This is a genomic window from Conchiformibius kuhniae DSM 17694 (genome assembly GCF_000428785.1).
Classification (GTDB): domain Bacteria; phylum Pseudomonadota; class Gammaproteobacteria; order Burkholderiales; family Neisseriaceae; genus Conchiformibius; species Conchiformibius kuhniae.
Map to the genome: position 1 here is coordinate 1 of NZ_AUAP01000013.1, position 25,020 is coordinate 25,020.

28 protein-coding genes and 3 tRNA genes are annotated in these 25,020 nt (G+C 56.9%); 13 read left to right on the top strand and 18 right to left on the bottom strand.

Annotated features, from left to right (window positions below):
- Nucleotides 1–326: 326 nt before the first annotated feature.
- The 5 genes from G392_RS13265 to rplU all read right to left on the bottom strand — a co-directional run bounded on the left by G392_RS13265 (nucleotide 327) and on the right by rplU (nucleotide 3,382).
- Nucleotides 327–863, bottom strand: a complete 537-nt coding sequence (locus G392_RS13265) for a DUF4189 domain-containing protein (RefSeq protein ID WP_169718745.1) — start codon at nucleotides 861–863, stop codon at nucleotides 327–329.
- A gap of 271 nt (nucleotides 864–1,134) precedes the next feature.
- The gene (gene rsmD / locus G392_RS0105970; RefSeq protein ID WP_027009509.1) at nucleotides 1,135–1,689 is read right to left on the bottom strand and encodes a 16S rRNA (guanine(966)-N(2))-methyltransferase RsmD; all 555 of its coding nucleotides are present in this window, start codon (nucleotides 1,687–1,689) and stop codon (nucleotides 1,135–1,137) included.
- A complete protein-coding gene (gene waaC, locus G392_RS0105975; RefSeq protein WP_027009510.1) occupies nucleotides 1,686–2,672 on the bottom strand; it encodes a lipopolysaccharide heptosyltransferase I in 987 nt (328 codons plus the stop codon). The genes rsmD and waaC overlap by 4 nt, the downstream gene beginning before the upstream one ends.
- Nucleotides 2,673–2,772: 100 nt before the next feature.
- Nucleotides 2,773–3,045: a 50S ribosomal protein L27 gene (gene rpmA / locus G392_RS0105980; protein ID WP_027009511.1), complete on the bottom strand. Its 273-nt coding sequence runs from the start codon at nucleotides 3,043–3,045 to the stop codon at nucleotides 2,773–2,775.
- Between the two features lie 28 nt (nucleotides 3,046–3,073).
- Complete coding sequence (gene rplU, locus G392_RS0105985; RefSeq protein WP_027009512.1) at nucleotides 3,074–3,382, bottom strand: 50S ribosomal protein L21; 309 nt, start codon at nucleotides 3,380–3,382, stop codon at nucleotides 3,074–3,076.
- 162 nt (nucleotides 3,383–3,544) lie between these two features.
- Here rplU and ruvA point away from each other — a divergent pair, with 162 nt between their 5' ends.
- The 3 genes from ruvA to G392_RS0106005 are packed head-to-tail and all read left to right on the top strand — an operon-like array spanning nucleotide 3,545 to nucleotide 5,262.
- Nucleotides 3,545–4,111 carry a Holliday junction branch migration protein RuvA gene (gene ruvA, locus G392_RS0105995; RefSeq protein ID WP_027009513.1) on the top strand — a complete coding sequence of 189 codons (567 nt, stop codon included), beginning with the start codon at nucleotides 3,545–3,547 and terminating at the stop codon, nucleotides 4,109–4,111.
- A gap of 2 nt (nucleotides 4,112–4,113) precedes the next feature.
- Entirely contained in the window at nucleotides 4,114–4,356 is a 243-nt protein-coding gene (xseB, locus tag G392_RS0106000) for an exodeoxyribonuclease VII small subunit (protein ID WP_027009514.1), read from the top strand.
- Between the two features lie 9 nt (nucleotides 4,357–4,365).
- Nucleotides 4,366–5,262, top strand: a complete 897-nt coding sequence (locus tag G392_RS0106005; RefSeq protein ID WP_027009515.1) for a polyprenyl synthetase family protein — start codon at nucleotides 4,366–4,368, stop codon at nucleotides 5,260–5,262.
- On the opposite strand, the gene G392_RS0106010 is transcribed toward G392_RS0106005, so the two are convergent.
- The 4 genes from G392_RS0106010 to pyrH form a co-directional block, all read right to left on the bottom strand.
- A complete protein-coding gene (locus tag G392_RS0106010; protein ID WP_027009516.1) occupies nucleotides 5,246–5,902 on the bottom strand; it encodes an isochorismatase family protein in 657 nt (218 codons plus the stop codon). The genes G392_RS0106005 and G392_RS0106010 overlap by 17 nt on opposite strands.
- A 98-nt stretch (nucleotides 5,903–6,000) precedes the next feature.
- Complete coding sequence (locus tag G392_RS14045; protein WP_051255611.1) at nucleotides 6,001–6,525, bottom strand: hypothetical protein; 525 nt, start codon at nucleotides 6,523–6,525, stop codon at nucleotides 6,001–6,003.
- Nucleotides 6,526–6,839: 314 nt separating this feature from the next.
- The gene (gene frr, locus G392_RS0106020) at nucleotides 6,840–7,397 is read right to left on the bottom strand and encodes a ribosome recycling factor (protein ID WP_027009517.1); all 558 of its coding nucleotides are present in this window, start codon (nucleotides 7,395–7,397) and stop codon (nucleotides 6,840–6,842) included.
- Between the two features lie 85 nt (nucleotides 7,398–7,482).
- Entirely contained in the window at nucleotides 7,483–8,196 is a 714-nt protein-coding gene (gene pyrH / locus G392_RS0106025; protein WP_027009518.1) for a UMP kinase, read from the bottom strand.
- A gap of 290 nt (nucleotides 8,197–8,486) precedes the next feature.
- Between pyrH and murJ the strand changes: the two genes are divergently transcribed.
- Together murJ and G392_RS0106040 are read left to right on the top strand one after the other, a co-directional pair.
- Nucleotides 8,487–10,022: a murein biosynthesis integral membrane protein MurJ gene (gene murJ / locus G392_RS0106035; RefSeq protein ID WP_027009519.1), complete on the top strand. Its 1,536-nt coding sequence runs from the start codon at nucleotides 8,487–8,489 to the stop codon at nucleotides 10,020–10,022.
- Nucleotides 10,022–11,089, top strand: a complete 1,068-nt coding sequence (locus tag G392_RS0106040) for an MBL fold metallo-hydrolase (protein ID WP_156900828.1) — start codon at nucleotides 10,022–10,024, stop codon at nucleotides 11,087–11,089. The genes murJ and G392_RS0106040 overlap by 1 nt, the downstream gene beginning before the upstream one ends.
- A 10-nt stretch (nucleotides 11,090–11,099) precedes the next feature.
- Here the strand turns inward: G392_RS0106040 and G392_RS0106045 are convergent, their stop codons facing one another.
- The 6 genes from G392_RS0106045 to G392_RS12290 all read right to left on the bottom strand — a co-directional run bounded on the left by G392_RS0106045 (nucleotide 11,100) and on the right by G392_RS12290 (nucleotide 15,110).
- Nucleotides 11,100–11,894 (bottom strand): class I SAM-dependent methyltransferase, encoded by a 795-nt coding sequence (locus tag G392_RS0106045; RefSeq protein WP_027009521.1) that lies wholly within the window; start codon nucleotides 11,892–11,894, stop codon nucleotides 11,100–11,102.
- Nucleotides 11,891–12,790, bottom strand: a complete 900-nt coding sequence (locus G392_RS0106050; RefSeq protein WP_211224350.1) for a metal ABC transporter permease — start codon at nucleotides 12,788–12,790, stop codon at nucleotides 11,891–11,893. Before G392_RS0106050 ends, G392_RS0106045 begins: the two co-directional genes overlap by 4 nt.
- Nucleotides 12,791–12,792: 2 nt before the next feature.
- Nucleotides 12,793–13,143, bottom strand: coding sequence for a hypothetical protein (locus G392_RS0106055; protein ID WP_027009523.1), 351 nt, complete (start codon nucleotides 13,141–13,143; stop codon nucleotides 12,793–12,795).
- 166 nt (nucleotides 13,144–13,309) lie between these two features.
- Nucleotides 13,310–14,047 (bottom strand): metal ABC transporter ATP-binding protein, encoded by a 738-nt coding sequence (locus G392_RS0106060; RefSeq protein WP_211224351.1) that lies wholly within the window; start codon nucleotides 14,045–14,047, stop codon nucleotides 13,310–13,312.
- A 417-nt stretch (nucleotides 14,048–14,464) separates the two neighbouring features.
- A complete protein-coding gene (locus tag G392_RS0106070; protein ID WP_027009526.1) occupies nucleotides 14,465–14,812 on the bottom strand; it encodes a rhodanese-like domain-containing protein in 348 nt (115 codons plus the stop codon).
- Between the two features lie 46 nt (nucleotides 14,813–14,858).
- A complete protein-coding gene (locus G392_RS12290) occupies nucleotides 14,859–15,110 on the bottom strand; it encodes a DUF7336 domain-containing protein (protein WP_034334558.1) in 252 nt (83 codons plus the stop codon).
- A gap of 185 nt (nucleotides 15,111–15,295) precedes the next feature.
- On the opposite strand from G392_RS12290, the gene glyA reads away from it, so the two are divergent.
- The 3 genes from glyA (at nucleotide 15,296) to G392_RS0106090 (ending at nucleotide 16,873) form a co-directional block, all read left to right on the top strand.
- Nucleotides 15,296–16,546 carry a serine hydroxymethyltransferase gene (gene glyA / locus G392_RS0106080; RefSeq protein WP_027009527.1) on the top strand — a complete coding sequence of 417 codons (1,251 nt, stop codon included), beginning with the start codon at nucleotides 15,296–15,298 and terminating at the stop codon, nucleotides 16,544–16,546.
- A gap of 134 nt (nucleotides 16,547–16,680) precedes the next feature.
- A tRNA-Leu gene (locus G392_RS0106085) sits at nucleotides 16,681–16,765 on the top strand.
- 21 nt (nucleotides 16,766–16,786) lie between these two features.
- Nucleotides 16,787–16,873, top strand: a tRNA-Leu gene (locus G392_RS0106090).
- 248 nt (nucleotides 16,874–17,121) lie between these two features.
- Here the strand turns inward: G392_RS0106090 and G392_RS0106095 are convergent.
- On the bottom strand, nucleotides 17,122–17,433 hold the full coding sequence (locus tag G392_RS0106095; protein WP_027009528.1) for a PepSY domain-containing protein: 312 nt from the start codon (nucleotides 17,431–17,433) through the stop codon (nucleotides 17,122–17,124).
- 167 nt (nucleotides 17,434–17,600) lie between these two features.
- On the bottom strand, nucleotides 17,601–19,124 hold the full coding sequence (locus G392_RS0106105; RefSeq protein WP_027009529.1) for a catalase: 1,524 nt from the start codon (nucleotides 19,122–19,124) through the stop codon (nucleotides 17,601–17,603).
- A gap of 486 nt (nucleotides 19,125–19,610) precedes the next feature.
- Between G392_RS0106105 and G392_RS12295 the strand changes: the two genes are divergently transcribed.
- The 5 genes from G392_RS12295 to ubiG all read left to right on the top strand — a co-directional run bounded on the left by G392_RS12295 (nucleotide 19,611) and on the right by ubiG (nucleotide 23,776).
- On the top strand, nucleotides 19,611–20,120 hold the full coding sequence (locus G392_RS12295) for a pilin (protein ID WP_034334559.1): 510 nt from the start codon (nucleotides 19,611–19,613) through the stop codon (nucleotides 20,118–20,120).
- 132 nt (nucleotides 20,121–20,252) lie between these two features.
- Nucleotides 20,253–20,328 (top strand) — tRNA-Asn (locus G392_RS0106115).
- Nucleotides 20,329–20,469: 141 nt separating this feature from the next.
- The gene (locus G392_RS0106120; protein WP_027009530.1) at nucleotides 20,470–22,353 is read left to right on the top strand and encodes a ribonuclease catalytic domain-containing protein; all 1,884 of its coding nucleotides are present in this window, start codon (nucleotides 20,470–20,472) and stop codon (nucleotides 22,351–22,353) included.
- Between the two features lie 20 nt (nucleotides 22,354–22,373).
- Nucleotides 22,374–23,057, top strand: coding sequence for a 2,3-diphosphoglycerate-dependent phosphoglycerate mutase (locus tag G392_RS0106125; RefSeq protein WP_027009531.1), 684 nt, complete (start codon nucleotides 22,374–22,376; stop codon nucleotides 23,055–23,057).
- A gap of 2 nt (nucleotides 23,058–23,059) precedes the next feature.
- Nucleotides 23,060–23,776 carry a bifunctional 2-polyprenyl-6-hydroxyphenol methylase/3-demethylubiquinol 3-O-methyltransferase UbiG gene (gene ubiG, locus G392_RS0106130; protein WP_027009532.1) on the top strand — a complete coding sequence of 239 codons (717 nt, stop codon included), beginning with the start codon at nucleotides 23,060–23,062 and terminating at the stop codon, nucleotides 23,774–23,776.
- Nucleotides 23,777–24,006: 230 nt separating this feature from the next.
- Here ubiG and G392_RS0106135 read toward each other — a convergent pair whose 3' ends face one another.
- Nucleotides 24,007–24,948, bottom strand: coding sequence for a calcium/sodium antiporter (locus tag G392_RS0106135; protein ID WP_027009533.1), 942 nt, complete (start codon nucleotides 24,946–24,948; stop codon nucleotides 24,007–24,009).
- Nucleotides 24,949–25,020: the final 72 nt, after the last annotated feature.

The following is a 25,020-nucleotide window of genomic DNA, read 5'->3' on the forward strand; positions in this document are numbered from 1 at the left end:
TAGTAGAAAATTTTAATTGATGGCACGACTCAGGGCGTGTCATCAATTGACCGCGACAACCCCGCACCGTCATTTCCGCGCAGGCGGGAATCCAAGTCAAAGCACAACAAACCCTGATACAACATCGCTTGCCAAACATCCGGCGGTGGATTCCCGCCTGCGCGGGAATAACGGCATTTTTGTATCATGCTGATTTTCAGCATAAAAGTTTAAATAATGACACGCCCGATTAGAGCGTGGCGGCAGATTGCCCAAACGGCTCAAAACGGACAGCCACCGCCGCGCCCGTAAGCAATCAGGAAAACCATCATGCTTCCGACCGAGATTTAATAAGGTGTTCGCGAAGGAAGGGAACATTTAATTTCCCCATGAATATAACAATTTTTTGCTCCAGCATTTGTACATGTTTGCAATGCCTGAGACTTTGCCCGCCACTTTGACTGTCCGTGGAAACCCGGAAAAACTTTTGGCACACCTGAAGACATCTGTCCTGCTGATAACGCCAAACAGCCATTATGGTAATCGAAAAGAATTCTGCATTGCAAACCCGCGCTTTGGCAACCAGTCATGGCGACATTTGCTGCTATGTCGTTTGAAGAGTAGCCGTCAGCACGAAAAATCTTGCTACTGTCATTTCTGCTATCAAAACCATCTACAACAACGCCATAACGGGTATAGTAACTTGGAGTAGAGTAGCCTCGGTTATATTGCCCCTGAATCCGTTGGGTTTCCTGCAGGTGCATCTGATAATTCATGTCGCGCTGTTGTTGGCGCTGCATTCTTTGGCACACCGCATCGCATGCCGATGCCAGTACGGGCATCATCAGCAGGGCGGCAATCAGATATGACGGTTTGTTTGTCATGATTTGTCCTTTGGAAAGTGGGTTGGAAAAGGCGTGCTTCATGCGCCATTATAGCCGATGGCTGGTGTTGGTGGGGTGATTATTTAAATTTTCCTACTGAAAATCAGTGCAATAAAAAAACACCGTCATGCCCGCACTGGCGGGAATCCATCTCCCGATGCTTGGCAAGCGATGTTTTATCAAGGTTTGCTGTACTTCGATGTGGATTCCCGCATTCGCGGGCATGACGGTGCAGGGTTTTCAGGGTTTTTCGGCTAATTGATGACACGCTTTAGGCACGGCGCAGCAAAACAAAGCGGCTTTGTCCCGCCCTGCTTTCGCGGTGGGGCAGCAGCCATTCGGGAAAGTCGGGCAGTTGCGCGGCTTCGGCATACACCCGTGCGCCGTCTGCCAGATGCGGGCGCAGTGCGTCAAACAGGGCTTGCCAGCCCCGCCACGCAAACGGCGGGTCGAGCAAAACCAAGTCGAAGCGTTGGCGGTTGGTGTGCAGGAAGGCAAGGGCTTCGCTGTGGACGGCGTGCGCTTGCGCCAGTCCGAGCCGGCGGATGTTGTCGTGGAGTGCGGCAACGGTGCGGCGGTTGTGGTCGCACAGGCACACGCGGGCAGCGTGGCGCGATGCGGCTTCCAAGCCCAATGCGCCGCTTCCGGCAAACAAATCCAGTACGTTTTGTCCGTGCAGCTCCTGCCCCAGCCAGTTAAACAGTTTTTGGCGCACCATGTCGGGGGTGGGGCGCAAGCCGTCCGCGTCGTCAAAGGTGAGTATGCTGCCGCGATGGCTGCCGCCACTGATGCGGACGCGGTTGCGGTGTCGGGCGTGGTGTTTCATCGGTGTTCCTTGCTGCGGTGCGGGTGGTGTGCCAAGCAGGTTTGCAGGGCGGTAAATACGCTGCGGGCATCGGGCATTTGCCCCACGCCGCCGAGATTGACGGCATCGGGCGCGGTTTGTACGCCGGTTTTGGCGGGGTCGCTGTCGGTGAAGATGCCCACAGTCGGCACGGCAAGGGCGTTGGCAAGGTGCAGCAAGCCCGTGTCCACGCCGATGACGGCTTCTGCACCCGCCAGCAGCCGTGCCGCTTCACGCAAACCCATTTTGCCGCACACGCGCACAAAGGGCAAATCCGATGCCATCTGTTCGGCACGGGCGCGTTCGTTGGCGTTGCCCCAAGGCAGCAGCACCGTCCAGCCGTGTGTGTCGTGCAGGGCTTGGAACAGGTTTGCCCAGTGTTGCGGCAGCCATAATTTGCTGTCGCGGCTGCTGGCGTGCAGGGCAAGGGCGTAGGGTGCGGGGGCATCGGGCAGGGGGGTGATGGCGGCGCGGATGCCGAAATCGGGTGCGCCTGTGGCTTGGTAGCCGAATATTTGTGCCAACAGGCAACGGTTGCGCCACACGGCATCGCGGTGGCGCGGTACGGGAAAGCGTGCTTGGTACAGGCGCGATGCCAACGGTTCGCGCGCGCTGTTGCCGTCCAAGCCGTACACGGGGGCGTTTGCCCAGCGTGCGGGCAGGGCGCTTTTGATTAAGCCCTGTGCTTCCGCCACTTTGCTGAAGCCTTGCGCCCGCAAGCTGTGTTTGAGTGCCGCGATTTCGCGCCACGTTTGCGGGCTGGCAAGCCGTTTGCGCCAGTGCCGCCAGCGCATTTCGTGTACCTGCGCCACAAAGGGGTGCAGGCGGGCGATGTCGGCAAACGCGGCTTCGCACAGCCAGTGCAGGGACAAGTCGGGACGGTGGCGTGCCAAGTCGCTGACGGCGGGCAGGGTGTGAATCAGGTCGCCCATGCTCGACAGGCGCACCAGTAAAACGTTTTCCATCGGGTGTTCTCTGTTGTGTTCGGCGCTGCCGTCCGAACAAAACCCCGCACGGGGCGGGGTTTGGGTGTGGCGGCGCACGGGGCGCGCCCTGCATCGGATGTTATTCGTCCGCGCCGGTGTGGGGGCGTACGCTGACGGTTTTGCGGTTCAAACGGCCTTTGACGGCGAATTCCACATAGCCGTCCACTTTGGCAAACAGGGTGTGGTCTTTGCCCATGCCCACGTTGTCGCCGGCGTGGAATTTGGTGCCGCGCTGGCGCACGATGATGGAGCCGGCGGGAATGAGTTCGTTGCCGAAGGCTTTTACGCCCAAGCGTTTGGCTTCGGAATCGCGGCCGTTTTTGGAACTGCCGCCTGCTTTTTTGGTTGCCATGTCGGATACTCCTTAAATGGTTGAAAAATCAGGCGATTGCCAAGATTTCGATTTGGGTGAAGTTTTGGCGGTGGCCTTGACGTTTCTGATAGTGCTTGCGGCGGCGCATTTTGAAAATGCGGATTTTTTCGCCGCGACCGTGTGCCACCACTTTGGCGGTAACTTTGGCGCCTTCGATAAAGGGCGCACCCACTTTTACCGCGTCGCCGTCAGCAATCATCAGAACTTCGTTCAGTTCGATTTGGCTGTCGAGTTCGGCAGGTATCTGTTCTACTTTCAATTTTTCGCCGACGCGCACTTTGTACTGCTTGCCGCCGGTTTTTATGACCGCATACATACTCAACTCCGTAAAATTTACGATGGAAATGGAAAACGCCGCGCACAACATGCGGGCGCGACAACAAAACGGCGCATTATAATCCGTGCCGGCAGGGCTGTCAAAATGTGTTTCCGCCGCAAGCGCGGTATAATGGCGCTTTTGACGTGCAAGGATATGCGGGTGATTGGCAGGATAGACGGTATTTTGGCGGAAAAACACGCGCCTCAGGTATTGGTGGACGTGGGCGGCATCGGCTACGAATTGGACGTGTCGATGCAGACTTTCTGTCTGCTGCCGCCGCTTGGCGAAGCGGTGCGGCTGTACACGCAATTGGTGGTGCGCGAAGACGCGCATCTGCTCTACGGCTTTGCGGCGCGGGAAGAACGTGCCGCGTTCCGCCAATTGGTCAAAATCGGCGGCATCGGCGCGAAAACCGCTTTGGGCATTTTGTCGGCGATGAGTGCCGACGAGCTGGCACAGACCATCGCGCAGGAAGACGTCAAACGCCTGTCGTCCGTGCCCGGCATCGGCAAAAAAACCGCCGAACGCATGGTATTGGAATTGCGCGGCAAGCTTGCGCCCGTTGCTTCCGTTGCTGCCGCAGCAGGCGGCAACGAAGACGTTTTCCACACCCTGATTGCGCTCGGCTACAGCGAACGCGAAGCACAAAATGCCGTCAAGCACCTTCCGCCCACAGGCGATGTCGGCGAAGGCGTGCGTTTGGCATTGAAAACCTTACTGAAATAACCATGCCCCGAAAAAAAGACCCAACTTTTGAAGCCGCTTTGGCGCGGCTGGACACGCTGACCCACATTCTGCAAAGCCCCGACACCCCTTTGGCGGACGCGCTTGCCGCGTATGAAGAAAGCTGCCGTCTGCTGGATTTTTGCGAAACGGCTTTGCACGATGCCGAACAAAAACTGTCGGTATGGGAAAACGGCAGACTGAACGCGCTCGTGTTGGACGAAACGGGCGCACACACCAACGATTGAGGAATCCCGATGAATACCGACACCGCTTTCCAACAATGGCAAACGCAAACCCGCGCCCGCACCGAAGAATTGCTCGAACGGCTGCTGCCCGCCGGTAACGTCTGCCCCGAAATCCTGCATCAGGCAATGCGCTACAGCGTATTGGGCGGGGGCAAACGGCTGCGTCCGCTCTTGGTTGCCGCCGCCGCCGAATTGGGCAACCGCGACCGCCAAGCCTGCGAACACGCGATGGCGGCGGTGGAGTGCGTGCACGTTTATTCGCTGGTGCATGACGACATGCCCGCCATGGACAACGACGATTTGCGGCGCGGCAAACCCACCTGCCACATCCGTTTTGGCGAGGCCTTTGCGCTGCTGGCGGGCGATGCCCTGCAAACTTTGGCGTTTGAACTGCTGTCGCTGCCCAACGGCTTGCCCGCGCCGCGCCATCTGCGCATGTTGCAAACGCTCGCCCGCGCAACGGGCAGCACGGGCATGGCGGGCGGGCAGGCGATTGATTCGGCAAATGTCGGCAACACGCTCGACCAACACGCGCTTGCCCGCATGCACGAACGCAAAACGGGCGCCTTGATTGGCGCATCGGTGGCGTTGGGCGCACTGTGTTGCCCCGAGCTGGACGATGCCGATTTGTCGCGCCTGAACGTTTTTGCCGCCAAAACCGGACTGGCGTTCCAAGTCATCGATGACGTGTTGGACTGCGAAGCCGACACCGCCACGCTGGGCAAAACCGCCGGCAAGGATTCGCAGCAGAACAAACCCACTTATGTTGCCCTGCTCGGTTTGGCACCTGCCCGCCGCTATGCCGAGCAACTGCTTGCCGAAGCGTTGTCGGCGCTTGCGCCCTACGGCGGCAGGGCCGATTATTTGCGCGGTTTGGCGGAATTCAGCGTCAAGCGCGGCTATTGATGCCGTTTGCCCGCAAATAATCGCCGATGGCGGCGGCGTGGTCAAACAGCAATGCTCCCGCTTGTGCCATTTCGCGCAGGGCGGCGGCTTCGGTGTCGGCGGCGATGGCGCGGCAGGCGGCGCGGTTGAGTAGCACCTGCCAAGCCTTTCCGGCGTTGAGCAATTGCAGCACCGTTGTTTTCACGCAATAATCGGTTGCCAAGCCGCCCACAATCACCACCCGCACCCCTTTGCTGTCCAGCCACTCAATCAAACCGGTGCTGCGCCGTTCGCGCAAATCGTGAAAACACGCGCCGTAGGGGTGCAGTTCGGGCGATGTGCCTTTCCACACGCAAAAATCGTATTCGTGTTCGGCGGGCAAACCGTCCAACAGCTCGAAGCCGTAGCTGCCGACCATCGCGTGTGCCACCCAAGTGCGGTCGGCATCGGGCAAACCGGTGGGCTGTCCCATTTCGGCACGGGAGGCGCACAGCCATTTGGCGGCGGGGGTGTGTGCGTCTTTGGTCATCACCCGCAATCCGGCAAACGCCGCTTGCGCATTCAGCTCGTCCGCAATTTCGTCGCCGCCGGCAACGGGCAGCTCATCGGGGCAGAGCGGGGTGAAGGTTTTTTGGGCATCAACATCAATGGCGGCAATCATGTTTGGTTTCCTGTATTTGCTCGGTTCGGAAGGTGCATAAGAACACGCGCCTTGTTTCCGATAAGTGGGACAAGGCGCGTATTCGCTTGGGGGAAAGCTTATTTTTTAACCAATTTCCAATTGTTCTTGCCCAAGTCCACCAAACGGATTTTGCCGTCTGACGAAATGTATCCGCCTTTGGCAGCCGTTAAAATAATGCCTTTGGGCAAAGTGGCGGAGAAAATTTCCGCCTGTTTTCGGTCTTTGGTGAAAATGGCATACGCCGCCAAAGCGGGATTGTCGGGGTCGACCATGCGGATGTTGGCGACATTGAATAACTGCACGCACTGCTGCAGCAGCACCGACCAAGTCGCGCCTGTGGCGGTTTGACAACCGTACAGGTCGGTTACCGTGGTGGCAACGGCGGTGGTGGCGGGCGGCGGCGTTTGCACCTGTACCTGCACGGGCGGCTGCGGCTGTACCGGTGCCGGCGGCGGCGTGATGACGGTGGTTTGCGGCACCATAGACGGCACCTGCACCAAGCCCGGATACACCGGATAGGGCTGGTAGGACTGATAGGGCTGGTTGGCGCATGCAGCCAGCAAAACCGATGCGGCGGCAGCCGTCAGAAGATAATGTTTCATGGTTGAATGCCTTTCAAATGAGTGAATCATGCTTGTTGGAAACGATACGGTGCGATTGTATGCCAATCGGCGGCGGCGCACATCTGCCTCAGGCGTACCGTGCGGGGCAGAATGTGTACTTTTGTAAAGAAAACCGATGGGCGCAAACATTTCTTTACACGGCGGCGGCAAGCACACTTGCGGCGGAATGCGCCTTTGCCGCTTGGCAAGTGTAAATCGGCTTAAAATTATGTCAAAAAACCCCCACCGACCGCAAAATCCGCTTTTTGGGATTATTTTGACACAATATCCGCAGCTTGCCGCACGCGGCGGGGCTAAATCGCCATCAAATCTTCTTCTTTGGTGGCGAGCATCTTGTCGGCTTCGGCGATGTATTTGTCGGTGAGTTTTTGCACCGCTTCTTCGCCGCGCCGTGCATCGTCTTCGGTGATTTCTTTGTCTTTGAGCAGCTTTTTGATGTGGTCGTTGGCATCGCGGCGCACATTGCGTACCGCCACGCGTCCGTCTTCCACTTCGCCGCGCACCACTTTAATCAGGTCTTTGCGGCGCTCTTCGGTGAGCATGGGCATCGGTACGCGAATCACGTCGCCCATGGCGGCGGGGTTCAAGCCCAAATTGGAGTCGCGAATGGCTTTTTCCACCGCCGATGCCATATTGCTTTCGTACACTTTCACCCCGATGGTGCGCGCGTCCAGCAGGGTAACGTTGGCAACTTGGCTGACCGGCACGGGGCTGCCGTAATATTCCACTTCCACTTGGTCGAGCAGCCCCGTGTGGGCGCGTCCGGTGCGTACTTTGGCAAGGTTCTCGCGCAGCACTTCCAGCGAACGCTGCATTTTGGTTTCGGCGGTTTTTTGAATGTCGTTAATCATATTGATGTTTTCCAAGAACAAAAAGACTGGTGGCGAATATTAGCGCGTTTTGTCGGCAGCAACAAGTTTGGACGCGGGGTGCGGGTCAGTTGTGTACCAATGTGCCTTCGTCTGCGCCCAAAATCACGTTTTTCAATGCGCCTGTTTTGTGAATGTCGAACACGACGATGTTCAGGCGGCGTTCGCGGCACAGGGCAAAGGCGGTGGCGTCCATTACTTTCAGGTTTTTAATCAGGGCTTCGTCAAACGTGAGGCTTTGGTAGCGGGTGGCGGACGGGTCTGTTTTCGGGTCGGCGCTGTACACGCCGTCCACGTTGGTGGCCTTCATCATGATGTCGCAGTTCATTTCCGCGCCGCGCAGGGCGGCGGCGGTGTCGGTGGTGAAGAAGGGGTTGCCCGTGCCGGCGGCGAAAATCACCACTTTGCCTTCTTCCAAATACTGAATGGCTTTGGGGCGGGCGTAGGTTTCGGCAATCTGCTGCATGCTCAATGCCGACTGCACCCGCGCTTTCGTGCCCAAGCTTTCAAATGCGTCTTTGAGTGCCAGCGCGTTCATCACGGTGGCCATCATGCCCATGTAGTCGGCGGTGGCGCGGTCCATGCTTTGCGCCTGACCCGACACGCCGCGAAAAATATTGCCGCCGCCGACCACGATGCCGACCTGTACGCCCAAATCGGCGATTTCTTTTACTTGCGAGACAATCCGCATAATCGTTTCGCGGTTGATGCCGAAAGGGTCGTTGCCCATCAGCGATTCGCCGGAAAGTTTGAGCAGAATGCGTTGGTATTTTACAGCCATGTGAAGCACCTTATTGTGTGATGAAAAATTACGCAAATGCGGCACATTATACGCGTTTTTTACCGATTTTTACTTTTCTTGCGGCAAAAAACCCACACGGCGGCGGCGCAAAAAACGCGCTTTGGCGGATTTTTTACTAAAAACTTTAAATTAAAATTTTGATATTGATGGAAATCATCGGCTTTGGCGCGGCAGGGTACACCGTTTGCGCTTTTTTTGGTGTACACTTGACCCATTGGTTCCGGCACGCCGCCGCCAAAGGCAGACGGCAAACAGAAAAAGGAATTTTGATGAATCTACTGGGCGTTTTGTTCAAAGTCAGCAGCATGACCATGCTGTCGCGGATTTTGGGCTTCGTGCGCGATGCGGTACTGGCGCGGATTTTTGGTGCGGGCGCGGCGATGGACGCGTTTGTGGTGGCGTTCCGTCTGCCCAACCTGCTGCGGCGGGTGTTTGCCGAAGGGGCGTTTTCGCAGGCGTTTATTCCCGTGCTGGCAGAATACCGCCAAAACCGCGATGAACGCACCACGCGGCTTTTCGTGCAGTATGTGGCGGGCATGTTGCTGTTTGCCCTGTGCATCGTTACCGCCATCGGCATTGTGGCGGCACCTTTGATTATCCGGATAACGGCGGGCGGGTTTTCCACAGACGGCACGCGGTTTGAATTGGCGGTATCGCTGCTGCAAATCGTGTTTCCCTATATTTTGTTTATTTCGCTGTCGTCTTTTGTCGGCAGTATTTTGAACACCTACGGCAAATTTGTGATTCCCGCGTTTACGCCCGTGCTGTTGAACGTGTCGTTTATTGTGTTTGCGGTGTTTTTCGTGCCGTATTTCGACCCGCCGGTTACCGCTTTGGCGTGGGCGGTGTTTGTCGGCGGGATTTTGCAGTTGGCGTTCCAACTGCCGTGGCTGTGGCGTTTGGGGTTTTTGAAGCGTCCGAAATTGAGCTTCCGCAGCCCTGCGGTCAATTATGTGATGCGGCAGATGGTGCCTTCGGTGTTCGCATCGTCTGCGGCGCAGGTGTCGCTGCTGATTAATACGGCGTTCGCATCGTTTCTGGTGGCGGGCAGCGTGTCGTGGATGTACTACGCCGACCGTTTGATGGAGTTGCCCGCAGGGGTCATCGGGGCGGCGTTGGGAACGGTGCTGCTGCCGAATTTGTCGCGCCACGCCGCCGCCGGCAGCACCGAAGAATTTTCGGCACTGCTCGATTGGGGTTTGCGCCTGTGCCTGCTGCTGGTGTTGCCCGCCGCTTTGGGCTTGGCGGTATTGGGCTTTCCTTTGGTGGCGACGCTGTTCATGTACCGCCAATTCAGTCTGCACGACGCGCAAATGACCCATTGGGCATTGATGGCGTATTCGGTGGGCTTGCCGGCGATGATTATGGTGAAGATTTTGGCGGCGGGTTTTTATGCCCGCAAAAATGTGAAAACGCCGACCCGTGTCGCCATTGTGTCGATTGTCGCCACGCAGGTGTTTAATGTGCTGCTGGTGTGGAAGTTCAAGCATGTGGGCTTGTCGCTCGCCATCGGCTTGGGGGCGTTGGTGAATGCGTCTTTGCTGCTGATGCTGCTGAAAATGCGGAAAATTTATGTGCCCAAACCGGGCTGGAAGGGCTTTTTGCTGCGGATTGCGGCGGCGGTGGCGGTGATGGGGGCGGGTTTGGCGGCGGCGCAGCACTGGCTGCCTTTGCAGTGGGCGGAGGTGGGCGGTTGGCACCGTGCCGTGCAATTGATGTGTTTGCTGCTGCTGGGGGTGATTTTGTATTTCGGTACGCTGATTGTGTTGGGTGCGCGTCCGCGCCGTGCAGGGCAGGCGTTGTGATGTGGAAGCCTTTGGCGGGTTTGGCGGCGGGCTTGCTGGTGGCGGGCATGGTGTTTTGGCGTTGGCAGGCGGTGGATTACCCCGCTTATCCGCACAGCCGCCAATACCGCAACGGCGCGTTTGCCAACGACCCGCCCACCCGCCCCGTTGCGTTTGGCGGTGCGGTGTATTCCTTGTGGCGGCTGCTGACAGCATCGCGGCAGTTCGCCCCGCCGCAGCCCCTGCCTGCGGTGCGCCCCGATTGGCAGGCGTTTTTGGCAGACGGCGGCAAAATCAAAATGCTGTGGTTCGGGCATTCCAGCACCCTGATGCGGGTGGGCGGGCAAACCGTGTTTTTCGACCCCGTGTTTGCCGCTTCGGTGTCGCCTGTGCCGTTGATGATGCGCCGTTTCCAGCCGCCGCCCGCCACCTTGCACGACCTGCCGCCGGTGGACGTGGTGGTGTACACCCACAACCACTACGACCATCTCGACAAAACCGCGCTCCGGCATTTTGCGGCGGGCGACACCCGCTTCATCGTGCCTTTGGGCATGGGCGCATTATTGCAGTCGTGGGGCGTGGCGGCAGAACGCATACGCGAAGCCGATTGGTGGGACAAGCTGGATTTGGGCGCATGGCAACTGCATGCCGTACCCGCACGCCACAATAGCGGGCGCGGCGGCGGCGACCGCAACCGCAGCCTGTGGTGCGGTTGGGTGGTGCAAACGGCACACGAGCAAATCTATTACTCGGGCGATTCCGCCTACGGCGCACACTTTGCCGAAATCGGACGGCGCTTCGGCGGATTCGATTTGGCGCTGCTGGAAAACGGGCAATACAACCCCGCTTGGGCAGACAACCACATGTTTCCTGAACAAACCGCCCAAGCCGCGCAAGACGTCCGCGCCAAACGGGTGATGCCCGTGCATTGGGGCGCGTATGCCTTGAGCATACACGCGTGGGACGAACCCGTGCGCCGTCTGCTGCCTTTGCTGCAACAGTCCGACACCGCCGCCCTGACACCCGTGCAGGGGCAGGTGTTCGACCGCGAAACACCAACGGAAAAATGGTGGGAACAGGAAAAATAATCAGGCCGTTTCAGCCGTGTTGTGTGGGACGGACGAAGCGTATTTCGCGTTCGTTGTCTGCCAACACGGCTTTTTTGACGGCATGCCCGAACACGGTTTCCAAATTCAGGCGGCGCAGTGCGCCCGTGTCCCATGCTTGGTCGAGCAGGGCGCGGGCGCGTTCTTGTTCGGATTCGGGGCATTGCAGTGCCTGCCACAGCCCCAAAGTTTGCCAGTCTTGCCACAGGGCTGTGCGGCTTTGGTAGGTGAGTACCAGCTTTTCGGTGTCGGTTACGGGGTCGCAAAAGCCGTGATGGAACATCATGTCGCCCAAGTCGTGCATGTCGCGCAGGGTGGGGGCAGGGCAGGGGCAGCCGTTTTCGGTGAGCAGGGCGCGGACGTCTTGCAGGCTGTCGATGCCCAAGTGGCTGAAAAACAATAATCCGCCCGTTTGCAGGGCGTTTGCCCAGTTGTCGAATACGGCAACGGGGTCGGCGGCGGTGTGCAGGCTCAGGTTGGCCCAAAGCATGTCGGCGGGCAAGCCCAAGGTTTGGTGGACGGCTTGGCAGGTTTGGGCAACGGTTTTGCCGGTGAGTTTGGCAAGCAGTCCGTGGTTGCGGGCTTGGGCGGCGTCGTGCAAAAATTCGGGGCGCGGGTCGTATTCGCGAAAACGCGCGTGCGGAAAACGGGCGGCAAGCAGGCTGCGTCCGCAGTCGCCGTCCGCACCGGCGAGAATAATCTGTTTGGGCGGGTGTTTGAGCAGTGCCAGCCGTTCGTTCATGGTGTGTGCCAAATGGCGGTGGACGGCGTAGGTGTCGGGATTCATGGTTTGGGGCTTTCGTGGGGGCGGACGGTGGAAACGGTGCGGTGTTTGCGCCGCAACAGTTTGGCAATGATGCCGCTTTGCACGCCGAACAACACCGAAAACAAATAAAACCCGCCGCAAAACAAAATAATCGCCGGGCCCGAAGGAATGTTCACATAATAGGAAAACAGCAGCCCCGCCGCCCCGCAGCACAGCGCAATCGCCGCCGCCGCCGCCATCATCGCGCCGATGCCGCGCACCCACAGCCGCGCCGTTACCGCCGGCAGCATCATCAGTCCCACCGACATCAGCGTGCCCAAAGCCTGAAAACCCGCCACCAAATTCATCACCACCAACACCAAAAACGCCACATGCCACACGCCGCCGCGTCCGCCGACCGCGCGTAAAAACAAAGGGTCGATGCTTTCCAGCAGCAGGGGACGGAACATCACCGCCAATGCCAGCAGCGTAACGCTCGCCACACATGCCATCAGCAGCAGCGATGCGCCGTCCACCGCCAGCACCGAGCCGAACAGCAGATGCAGCAGTTCCACGCTGTTGCCGCCCAAACTCACCAGCGTAACGCCCACCGCCAAGCTGCTCAAATAAAAAGCGGCGAAGTTGGCGTCTTCCTTGACATCGGTGAAACGGCTTGCCAAGCCTGCCAGCAATGCCATTAGCATACCTGCGGCAAAGCCGCCGATGCTCATCGCGGGCAGGCTCAAACCCGCCAACATATAGCCCGCCGCCGCGCCGGGCAGCACCGCATGGCTGAGCGCGTCCCCAATCAGGCTCATGCGCCGCATCACCAAAAACACGCCCACCGGCGCGGCAGACAAGGCGAGCATCACCACCGATGCCAATGCGCCGCGCATAAATCCGAATTCAACAAAGGGTTGGATAAGCAGTTCGTGCATGGTTATTCTTGCAATTCGTAATAGCGCAGCAGTCCGGCGGCACGTTGGCGGTAGGCGGTACAAAAGCTCGGCGACCGTGCTTGCGATTGTGCGGCGGCGATGGCGCGTTCAATCTCGGCATCGCTGTTTGGTTTCAGGCAGCTTTGCCGTTTGAACAGGGTTTCGCCGACAAAATAAGTGGCGCTGTCGTAACGTCCGATATCGTCATGGTTTTTGTCCACACAGGCATCGCGGTACGCACCCAAAAAGGCGGAATGTTCCAGCAGGGTGGTGCAGCTTGCGGCGGTGGGCACGTTGGGAACGGCGCAGGCGTTGAGCAGGCAAACGGTGGTTAAGATGCTTAATTTTTTCATCAAAATTCCTTTTCGGTTTGAAACTCCGCCGTTCACGGCGGTAAAATGGCTTTTTTATTCGGGCGGGGCGTAAGCCCGTCCGAATCAGGGCAAGGCATAGGGCTGCGCTTTGCTTTAATGTCCAGCCCTGTGCGTTGAAACATGATATTAAAAATTTGTTTGCAAATCAGTTGTCGGGACACCAAGCGCCGTCTTCGCCCGCTTGCGCCAGCGCGTTGGCGCGTTGCAGCAGGGCATCGCACAACACGTCCCGCGTGTTGCCTTCGCCGACTTTTTCCCGTGCAATCAGCAGGGTGTGCGGAAAATGGGCGCGGACTTGTTCGTAATCGTGCAAAACGGCAATCACGGCGCGGCCGTTGCGGTGTTCTTCCTGCAACACGTTCAGCAGGGCGCGGGTGGTTTTGGCGTCCACAGCGTTAAACGGTTCGTCCAGCAGCAGAAATTTAGCGTTTTGTACCAGCATCCGCGCCAGCAGCACGCGCTGGAATTGTCCGTTGGACAAATCGCCAATCATATTGGCGGCAAAATCCGCCATGTTCACCCGCGTCAGGGCTGCCTGCACGCGCTCACGTTGCGCTGCCGACACGCCGCCGAAAAAGCCGGTTTCGTACCACAAACCCAATGCCGCCAGCTCAAACACGCTCATCGGCTGGCTGCGGTCGATGTCGGACTGCTGCGGCAGATAAGCGATGTCGGCGCGGCACAGCCCGTGCCAGCGCACTTCGCCGGTTTGACAGCGCTGCAGCCGCATCACCGCTTTGAGCAGGGTGGATTTGCCCGCACCGTTGGGGCCGCACAGGGCATACATGCCGCCGCCGTCAAAACGGGTGTTGAGGTGGTGGACGGCGGTGCGTTGGCGGTAGGCAACGGTGAGGTTGCACACTTCAATCGCGGGCGTACTCATGCCGCCGCCCAAAAATACACGCCCCAAATCAGGGCAAGGGCGCACGCCGCCAGCAACAGGCGTTGCCACACGCCCGACAACAACAGGGAATAGCGCATTTCAGCCGTCCTGCAAGGAAAAAGCGTTATTGTATAACATTCGGGCGGGGCGGGGAAATGTGCCTTGACGTATGTCTGGGGCGTGTCATCAATTGACCGAAAAATCTCTGCACCGTCATTCCCGCGCAGGTGTCGGTTGGGTTGGAGCGAAGCGCAAACCCAACAAAATCCATAAATTTTCGGAAAAATGTTGGGTTTTCACTTCAACCCAAGCTACGCTTGCTTCACAAACATCAGGCAGTGGATTCCCGCCTGCGCGGGAATGACGGCAGTTTTTTATTGTGCTGATTTCCGGTAAAAATTTAAATGATGGCACGCCTTAGTGTGTTTTCAAATCGTCGTATGCGCCCAAATTGCGGACGTTGCGGTAGCCCATGTTGTGCAGGGTTTGCTGTGCCAAGCCCGAACGCCGTCCGCTACGGCAGTAGAGCAGGATTTCGGTGTCGCGGTTGTCGGTGAGGGCGGCGATGTGTCGGGCGATTTGGTCGTGGGGAATGTTTACCGCATGGTTCAAATGCCCTGCGGCAAATTCTTCGGCAGAGCGCACGTCAATCAAAATACCCGTGCGGGCGGGGACGGCTGCGGCAGATGCGGGCACGGCGGACGGTTCGGCGGCACCGCAAGCGGCGGCAAGCAGGGTCAGTAAAACGCATAGACAATGTTTCATCGGAAATACCTTTCTGTGTGGGGATAACGGGCGGGGATTTTTGGGTTTATGGTGCGCCGTCCTGCGGCTTGGCAAATTCCGTGTACCAATTGAAAAAGCCGTCCGACCAATTGATTCTGCCGATTTCGCACTTGTCAATGTAAAAGCCGTCAGGATAATCCCGAAAGCCCGGTTTGTCGGATAATTGCGCTTGGGCGTGTCGGGCGTCTGCCAACGTGGCAAAAACGCCGATGTGCTTGATGTCGTCGTGGTAGGGACTTCGTTGGCGGACGTGTCCCAACAGGAAAACGTATTTCATTACAATGCCTTTTCGGTTGGAAACCCCGCCGTTTGCGGCGGGAAAATCCGCTTTTGTGCGGGTGGGGCATGGGGTGGTGCCTGATGTGCCGCCCCTGCGCCTTGAACATCATGGGCGGGAAAAGTCTGCCGGTTTGGGTTACAATGCGCCCGTTTTCCCACCACCCCCCAGTATAAGGACAAAATATGTTTTCCAAAAGTGTTACCATCGCCCAATACGACCCCGAACTGGCCGCCGCCATCGCCGCCGAAACCGCGCGCCAGCAAGACCACATTGAACTGATTGCCTCCGAAAACTACGTAAGCTGCGCCGTGATGGAAGCGCAGGGCAGCCAACTGACCAACAAATACGCCGAAGGCTATCCCGCCAAACGCTATTACGGCGGCTGCGAACACGTTGATGTGGCGGAACAACTGGCGATTGACCGCGTGAAACAACTGTTCGGCGCGGCGTATGCCAACGTGCAGCCGCACTCCGGTTCGCAAGCCAATCAAGCCGTTTACGCCGCCGTTTTGAAACCGGGCGACACCATTTTGGGCATGAGCTTGGCGCACGGCGGTCATCTCACGCACGGCGCGTCCGTCAATATTTCCGGCAAACTCTACAACGCCGTTACCTACGGCTTGGACGAAAACGAAGTGTTGGACTATGCCGAAGTGGAACGCCTTGCGCTGGAACACAAACCGAAAATGATTGTGGCGGGCGCGTCCGCCTACGCCTTGCAGATTGACTGGGCGCGTTTCCGCGAAATCGCCGACAAAGTGGGCGCGTATTTGTTTGTGGACATGGCGCACTATGCCGGTTTGGTGGCGGGCGGCGAGTATCCCAATCCCGTCCCCCACGCCGATTTCGTAACCACCACCACGCATAAAACCTTGCGCGGGCCGCGCGGCGGCGTGATTTTGTGCCGCGACACCACCCACGAAAAAGCCTTGAATTCCAGCATTTTCCCCAGCTTGCAGGGCGGGCCTCTGATGCACGTTATCGCCGCCAAAGCGGTGGCGTTCAAAGAAGCCCTTGAACCGGAATTCAAAACCTACGCCAAACAAGTGAAAACCAATGCGGCGGCCATGGCGGAAGAATTGGTGAAACGCGGTTTGCGGATTATTTCCGGCCGCACCGAAAGCCATGTTTTCCTGGTGGATTTGCGTGCCAAAAACATTACCGGCAAAGCCGCCGAAGAAGCACTCGGCAAGGCGCACATCACCATCAACAAAAACGCCATTCCCAACGACCCGGAAAAACCGTTTGTAACAAGCGGTATCCGTGTCGGCACGGCGGCGATTACCACACGCGGTTTTGACGAAGCCGATTCACGCGTGTTGGCGAACTTGGTGGCGGACGTGCTGGAAGCGCCCGAAGACGAAGCGGCTTTGGCGCAAGTGGCAGACAAAGTGAAAGCCCTGTGCGACAAATACCCCGTTTACGGCGCGTAAACCCGCCCGTTTGCCGCAAAGCCGCCAAAGACTTGGCGGCTTTGTTCTGATGAATTTCAAACGCTTGCGAAAAAACAGCCCAATCGGGTTTGACAGCGCCGCCAAAGCCCGTATAATGCACAGCTTCAACACCAGCCCAGGTGGCGAAATTGGTAGACGCAGGGGACTCAAAATCCCCCGCCGAAAGGTGTGTCGGTTCGAGTCCGACCCTGGGCACCAAATAGAATTGATGTTTAAAATGCCCAGATGGCGGAATTGGTAGACGCGCCAGCTTCAGGTGCTGGTATCCGCAAGGGTGTGGAAGTTCGAGTCTTCTTCTGGGCACCAAACAAACAAAAAACAGCCTTTTTACAGGCTGTTTTTTGTTTTTGCATCATCAATTTCCTCAACCTGAAAAACACGCCCGCCGCCAAAGCACAAAAGTGCTACGATGGCGGCGGATGCTGGGGCGTGTCGTCATTTAGATGTTCCTACTGAAAATCAGTGAAATATAAAAAATTCCGTCATTCCCGCGCAAAGTTTTTTCGGTTAATTGATGATACTAGGGGCAAATTCCTTTGGTGTTTGCCCTGATGTTAATAATCAATCTTTGAAGACAAAACCTTGCCGGTTTTCGCATCAATTTTCACATCGTATTCGCGTCCGTCTTTGCCGCGCACTTCCACTTCAAAATAAGTTCCTTTGCGCACGCTGTGTTCAAAATCCACATCGGTGGCAACGCCGCCGCCGACATGGGCAACCGCCGTTTGTGCCGCTTTTTCATAAGTGATGAATTGGGCGCGGTTTTGTTCGTAATAACGCTCATCGTCACCCGCAAAAGAAGGCGCGGCCGCGCCAAAGGCAAACGCAGCGAACAAAGCGGCAAGAACGGTTTTGGATTTCAGCATGATGTGTAACTCTCTTCAATATGTGTGAATGGAAAATATTTATTATAAAGGATTTTTTATGTTTTTATTTTAAGCGGGCGACAAAAAAGGTAAACCGCCGTTTACACAAAAACCGCCCGTATGCACACGGCACACAGGCGGTTGTTTTTTTACATCAAATCAGATGATTATTTACCGGCAGGTTTCAACAAACCGGGGTTGCCCATCGCCGGGTCGCTGTCGTAAGCGGCAATCGCATCTGCCACAGTCATGCCCAGAGCTTTGGCAACGCCTTCGCCGTAAGCGGGGTCGCAAGCGTAGCAGTTGCGGATATGGCGGTATTTGATGAAGTCCAAAGCATCGCCCATACCGGCGGCGGTGTTGTTGAACAGGGTTTGCTTCTGTTCGTCGCTCATATTGTTGAACAACACGCGCGGCTGGCTGAAGTAGTCGGCATCATCGTTGCGGAAATCCCAATGCGCGGCATAACCGTCAATTTTCAACGGCGGCTCGGCGAAATCGGGCTGTTGCTGCCACTGCTGGAAGCTGTTGGGTTCGTAGTGGATATTGCTGCCGTAGTTGCCGTCCACCCGACCGTAACCGTCCCGTGCATTGCTGTGAACGGGGCAACGCGGCGCGTTTACCGGAATTTGCTTGTGGTTCACGCCCAAACGGTAGCGTTGCGCATCGGCATAGTTGAACAAACGCGCTTGCAGCATACGGTCGGGAGAAGCGCCGATACCGGGAACCAAGTTGCTCGGTGCGAAAGCGGATTGCTCCACATCGGCAAAGAAGTTTTCGGGGTTTTTGTTCAGTTCAAACTCGCCCACTTCAATCAGGGGATAATCGCCTTTCGGCCAAACTTTGGTCAGGTCAAACGGGTGGTAGGGCACTTTTTCCGCATCGGCTTCGGGCATCACTTGAACGTACATCGTCCATTTCGGGAAGTCGCCTTTTTCAATGCTTTCATACAGGTCGCGCTGATGGCTTTCGCGGTCGTTGGCGATGATGGCGGCGGCTTCTTCGTTGGACAGGTTTTTGATGCCTTGTTGGGTGCGGAAGTGGAATTTCACCCAGAAACGCTCGCCGTCTTTGTTCCAGAAGCTGTAGGTGTGGCTGCCGAAACCGTGCATGTGGCGGTAGCTGGCGGGAATGCCGCGCTCGGACATCACGATGGTAACTTGGTGGAAGGCTTCAGGCAGCAGCGTCCAGAAATCCCAGTTGTTGGTGGCGGAACGCATATTGGTGCGCGGGTCGCGTTTTACCGCTTTGTTCAAATCGGGGAATTTGCGCGGGTCACGCAGGAAGAACACGGGGGTGTTGTTGCCCACCATGTCCCAGTTGCCTTCTTCGGTGTAGAACTTCAAGGCGAAACCGCGAATGTCGCGCTCGGCATCGGCGGCGCCGCGCTCACCGGCAACGGTGGTAAAACGCGCAAACATTTCGGTTTTTTTGCCCACTTCGCTGAAAATGGCGGCGCGGGTGTATTTGGTGATGTCGTTGGTAACGGTAAACGTGCCGAACGCGCCCGAACCTTTGGCGTGCATGCGGCGCTCCGGAATCACTTCGCGGGCAAAGTCGGCGAGCTTCTCATTCAGCCACAAATCCTGCGCCAGCAAAGGGCCGCGCGGGCCGGCGGTGAGGCTGTTTTGGTTGTCGGCAACGGGTGCGCCGTTGCTGCGGGTCAGATGGGTAACAGGGCATTTGGACATGGTTGGTGTTCCTTTAAATATAAGCTATCGAAATACACATTTTAATTGCTTGATGCAATGTGCCGAACTATACGCGCAAACGCCCGCCATTAAAACTATGGCAGCGATAGCGCAACGTGCGGCACCGCGACATTATAGCCGATAACGCGCCCAAACTGCCCATTTGCGCCCATATCGGGCGGATAAGCCGGATTTTGGCAGGCGCACAAACATATTTTTCCGTTTTCTCTTGACAAAAACTGACAAATTACGTTAATCTTAGCTGGTTAATTACATTTGTGATGAGAAGCAAAACGGTAGTGTGCACAGCCTTTTGTTTTCAAAACAGCAACTTGGAAGAGATTTTGATTGTTGTTGGGCAAAACGGGCATGTATGCTGCTTTCTTTTCCACAAGACCAACGGCAAGCCCGTGTAATGCGAAACCCGATACTACTCGGCGAACCGTTGTTTTACAACTTTTCATTTTGACAAAACAGGAGTCTGTTATGAAAGCTCTGCAAAAAGGTTTCACCCTGATTGAATTGATGATTGTAATCGCAATTATCGGTATCTTGGCTGCCATCGCTCTGCCGATGTACCAAGATTACATTTCCAAGTCCCAAACCACCCGCGTGGTAGGTGAGCTGGCTGCTGCAAAAACTGCTGTTGATGCTGCAATTTTTGATGGCAAAACGCCTGTTGCAGGTACTGATGTTGCGGCAGGCAGTACTTCTGCCAAAGCACCTGTTGGGTTGAAAACAGGTATGGGTAGTGGTAGTAAGGTGCGTTCCAATCTGTTGTCGGCAGCTAGTGTAGCTGTAGCAGATAACGTTACTACTATTAAGGGTGTATTGGGTGGTAATGCAAACAAGGACATTCACGGCGCGGAAATTTCACAAGTACGCGATGCACAAGGCGTGTGGAAGTGTCTTGTGGATAAGAAAAACGCTCCAGGTTGGAAAGATAAATTTATTCCTTCTGGCTGTTCAGCTCCTGAAACTGCTCCTAAGACTTAAGTAGACATTTAACATTTTAAGGTTTTAACAAGCCGTACCTGATAAGCTCCCTATTGGTTTTAATAGGGAGCTTTTTGCTTGAACAATTTTGGCTTGACTTGGTGTGTAGGTCTGCTAGAATAAAGCTGTCTTTCCCCGATAGCTCAGTCGGTAGAGCGACGGACTGTTAATCCGCAGGTCGCTGGTTCGAGCCCAGCTCGGGGAGCCAGTTGCAAAAGCCCAAACTTTGGTTTGGGCTTTTTCTTATGCCGTCCGCACGGACATGCCACAATCGGTGTGGCAGGTGAAATTTTTTAGGGTGGGATTTTCGGCTATAATCCGCCTACCCGCAATGTCCCCGATTTTGATGATGCAGATTTTTTATGAAGAGGGCGGTCAGTTTAAAACCGCCGCAGTCGTACAGAAAAACGACAGCACCTATCAGGCAGATACGCCGCACGGCAAGCGTGTGAAAATCAAAGCCGCCAATGTGTTTTTGGAGTTTGAGGGCTCGGGTGAGGCGTTTTTGGCATCTGCCCGTGCCGAAGCGGAAGGCATTGATGCCGCTTTGTTGTGGGAAGTGTCGGGCAGCGATGAATTTACCGCCGCCGATGCGGCCGCCGAATATTTCGGTGCCAATCCGGGCAAAATCCAAACCGCCGCCACCTTGATGGCACTCTACGCTGCGCCGCTTTATTTCCACAAAAAAGCCAAAGGCGTGTTCAAAGCCGCGCCCGCCGATATTTTGCAACAGGCATTGGCGGCGGCGGAACGCAAAAAACAGCTCGAAGCGCAAATCAACGCATGGTGTGCCGATTTGACGGCAGGCAAACTGCCCGAAGCCGTTGCCGCCGAAATCCGCACCATTCTGCATCAGCCCGACAAGCAAAGCCCCGCTTACAAAGCCTTTGCCAAAGCCGCAGACGAATTGAAAACCGGTTTGTACGAGCTGGCGAAACACACGGGCGCGGTATCGGGTTTGCCTGAATATTTGCAACAACGCTTCGAATACCGCTATTTTCCGCACGGCACGGGCTTTGCCGCGGACATCGCCGCGCCGTCCGTTCCCGACCTGCCCGATGCGCCCGATGCGGTACGCGCCTTTTCCATCGATGATGCTTCCACCACCGAAATCGACGATGCCTTCAGCCTGCGCGACTTGGGCAACGGCATCATGCGCGTGGGCGTACACATTGCCGCGCCCGCTTTGGCAGTGGCGGCAGACAGCCCCATCGAGCAGGTGATTATGAACCGCTTGAGTACCGTATATTTTCCGGCGGGCAAAATCACCATGTTGCCGGAAAGCTGGATTGGCGCGTTCAGCTTGGACGAGGGCGCGGCACGTCCCGCCTTCAGTGCGTATTTTGATTTTGATGCGGATTTCAAGCTGTTGGCTGCCGAACACCGCATCGAGCGCGTGTTTGTCGAGCGCAATCTGCGTATTCACGCCATCGAGCCGCATTTCAACAGCGACACGGGCACCGGCACGCCCGATGCGCCGCAGTTTCCGTTTCATGCGGAAATGATTTGGCTGCACCGTTTGGCAACCGCCCTGCAAAAACAGCGCGACCGCTACGAAGAAAACACCGTCAAAAAATACGATTACGGCATCGAATTTGACGAAGCGGGCAAGGTACGCATCAGCCGCCGCGAACGCGGTTCGCCGATTGACACGCTGGTGAGCGAAATGATGATTCTCGCCAACAGCACATGGGCGAAAATGCTGGACGAGCATCAATTGGGCGGATTGTTCCGCGTCCAGCCTGCGGGCAGGGTGCGCATGGCGACACGCTGCGAAGCGCACATCGGCATGAACTTGAGCCACTACGGTTGGTTTACCTCGCCCCTGCGCCGCGCTGCCGACTACATCAACCAAAAACAACTGCAAAGCCTGCTGATGCCCGATTGCCCGCCGCGCTTCGGCGCGAACGACAGCATGCTGTTTGCCGCCGTCAGCAATTTCGACAGTACCTACACCGCCTACCGCGATTTTCAAAACCAAATGGAAGGCTATTGGGCGATGGTGTATTTGCAGCAGGAACACATCGGCGAAATCCGCGCACAGATTTTGAAAGAAGATTTGGTGCGGCTCGAAGGCGTGCCTTTGGTGGCGCGGGCAACGGGCATTCCCGCCGAAATCCCCCCGAAAAGCACGGTGCGGCTGAGCATTACCGAAGTTGCGCCCGAACAACAATTTGTCGGCTTGCGCTATCTTGCGCCCGTTGCGGCTGCCGATACGGATTCACCCACTTAAACACATAAGGATTGGATATTATGGAACTGGTACTCATCAGACACGGACAAAGCGAATGGAATGCCAAAAACCTGTTTACCGGTTGGCGTGATGTGCCTTTGAGCGGGCAGGGCATTGCCGAAGCCCAAGCGGCAGGACGCAAATTGGCACAGCACGGTTACCAATTTGACGTGGCGTTTACCTCCGTGCTCACCCGCGCCATCAAAACCTGCAACATCGTTTTGGAAGAAAGCGGGCAACTGTGGGTGCCGCAAATCAAATCGTGGCGTTTGAACGAACGCCATTACGGCAAGCTGCAAGGCTTGGACAAAAAACAAACCGCCGAACAATACGGCGACGAACAGGTGCGCATTTGGCGCAGAAGCTACGACACCCTGCCGCCCCTGCTCGACCCCGCCGATGAATTTTCCGCGCACAACGACCGCCGCTACGCCGCTTTGCCCGCCGATGTGGTGCCGGACGGCGAAAACTTGAAAGTTACCTTGGCGCGGGTGCTGCCGTTTTGGCACGATTGCATCGCCCCCGAAATTTTGGCGGGCAAACGCGTGCTGGTGGCGGCGCACGGCAATTCGCTGCGGGCGTTGGCAAAACACATCGAAAACATTTCCGACGACGACATCATGGGCTTGGAAATCCCCACCGGACAGCCCTTGGTGTACCGCTTGGACGACCGTCTCAACGCTGTGGAAAAATTTTACCTGTGATGATGCGCGAAGAAACCCGTTCACCCAATGTTGATGCTGCCGAAATCGACAAATTCGCCCGTTTGGCACAAAACTGGTGGGACACACAGGGCGAGCTCAAATCCTTGCACGACATCAACCCTTTGCGCTTGGACTACATTGTCCGCACCGCAGGGGTGCAGGGCAAAACGGTGTTGGATGTGGGCTGCGGCGGCGGGATTTTGTCGGAAAGCTTGGCTCGGGCGGGGGCGGCGCGGGTGGTGGGCATCGACATGGCGGAGCAGTCGCTTGCCGTTGCCCGCAGCCATGCCGCGCAGCAGGGCGTTGCCAATGCGGAATACCGTTGCATCAGCGTGGAAGACTTGGCAGCCGCCGAGCCGCAGCAATACGATGTGGTTACTTGCATGGAAATGTTGGAACACGTTCCCGACCCGTCTTCGGTGATTCGCGCCTGTGCCAAGCTCGCCAAGCCGGAAGGTTATGTGTTTTTTTCCACGCTCAACCGCAACCGCAAGTCTTATGCTTATGCGATTGTGGCGGCGGAGTATGTGCTGAACATCGTGCCCAAAGGCACGCACGATTGGCAAAAGTTCATCACGCCGGCAGAGTTGGCGCGGATGGCGCGGGGGGCGGGCTTGTCGCCCGAATCGATGTGCGGCTTGACTTATCACCCCGTGTTCGGGCGTTATGCTTTGAATGATGATGTGTCGGTCAATTATATGGCGGCGTATCGGGCGTGAAAAACAATGCGCCGTCATGCCTGAAGGTGCGGGCATGACGGCGCGTTTCAAATGAGGTCGTATTGTTAATTGGCTGAAAAATCTTTGCATCGTCATTCCCGCGAATGCGGGAATCCAAGTCGAAGCACGACAAACCTTGATAAGACATGGCTTGCCAAGCATCGGGAGGTGGATTCCCGACTGCGCGGGAATGACGGCGCTGTGTTTTTTCGGCTAATTGATGACGCATCCTAGAGAACCTGAAGCAGCAGACAGGCGGTGTAGGCAAGATAGGCGGCAAACAGGATTGCGCCTTTGATGCGCCCGATGCTGCCGTTCAAGCACAGCAGGGGCAGCAGCAGGGTTAGGGCGCCCATCACGGGCAGGTCGCGATGTAGGATTTCCGCCGCTACGGGCATGGGGTGAATCGTTGCCGCCAAGCCGACCACTGCCAGTGTGTTGAACAGGTTTGAGCCGATGACGTTGCCGACGGCGATGTCGTGTTCGCCTTTTTTCGCTGCCATCACCGATGATGCCAGTTCGGGCAGGGAGGTGCCGATGGCAACCACCGTCAAGCCAATCAGCAGGTCGCTTACGCCCAAGTTTTGGGCAATGCCGGTTGCGCCCCACACCAGCAGCCGCGAGCTGGCAACCAGTAATGCCAAGCCCGCCAGCAGCCATGCGATGCCTTGTTTTAAGGGGAGCAGTTCGCCGTGGTCGTTTGCTTCGGCGGGGGCGGTGTTGCCGCGCCATGCCTGCCACACGCTGTGGGTCATGTAGCCTGCCAGTACGGCGAGCATCAGCCAGCCGTCTGTGCGGGAGAGGTCTTTGTCCCACAGCAATATCGCGGTCAGCAGGGTAACTGCCAGCAAAACGGGCATTTCGCCGCGCAATATCTGTTTTTGGACGGCAATGGGGCTGATGAGGGCGGTGATGCCCAAAATCAGGGCGATGTTGGTGATGTTGGAGCCGTAGGCGTTGCCCAGCGCGATGCCCGGGCTGCCGTCTGTTGCCGACAATACGGACACCACCATTTCGGGGGCGGACGTGCCGAATCCGACAATGACCATGCCGACCAGAAGCGGCGGCATGCCGAAGTGTCGTGTGGTGGCGGCGGCGCCGTCGATGAAGCGGTCGGCGCTCCACACCAGCACCGCCAGTCCGAACAATACGGCAAGTGCGGCATACAGCATGTTTTGTTCCCCCAAACGGCAAAGGGCGCGATTATAGGGGAAAGCGGGGCGGCTTGCACAATTATCATTCGG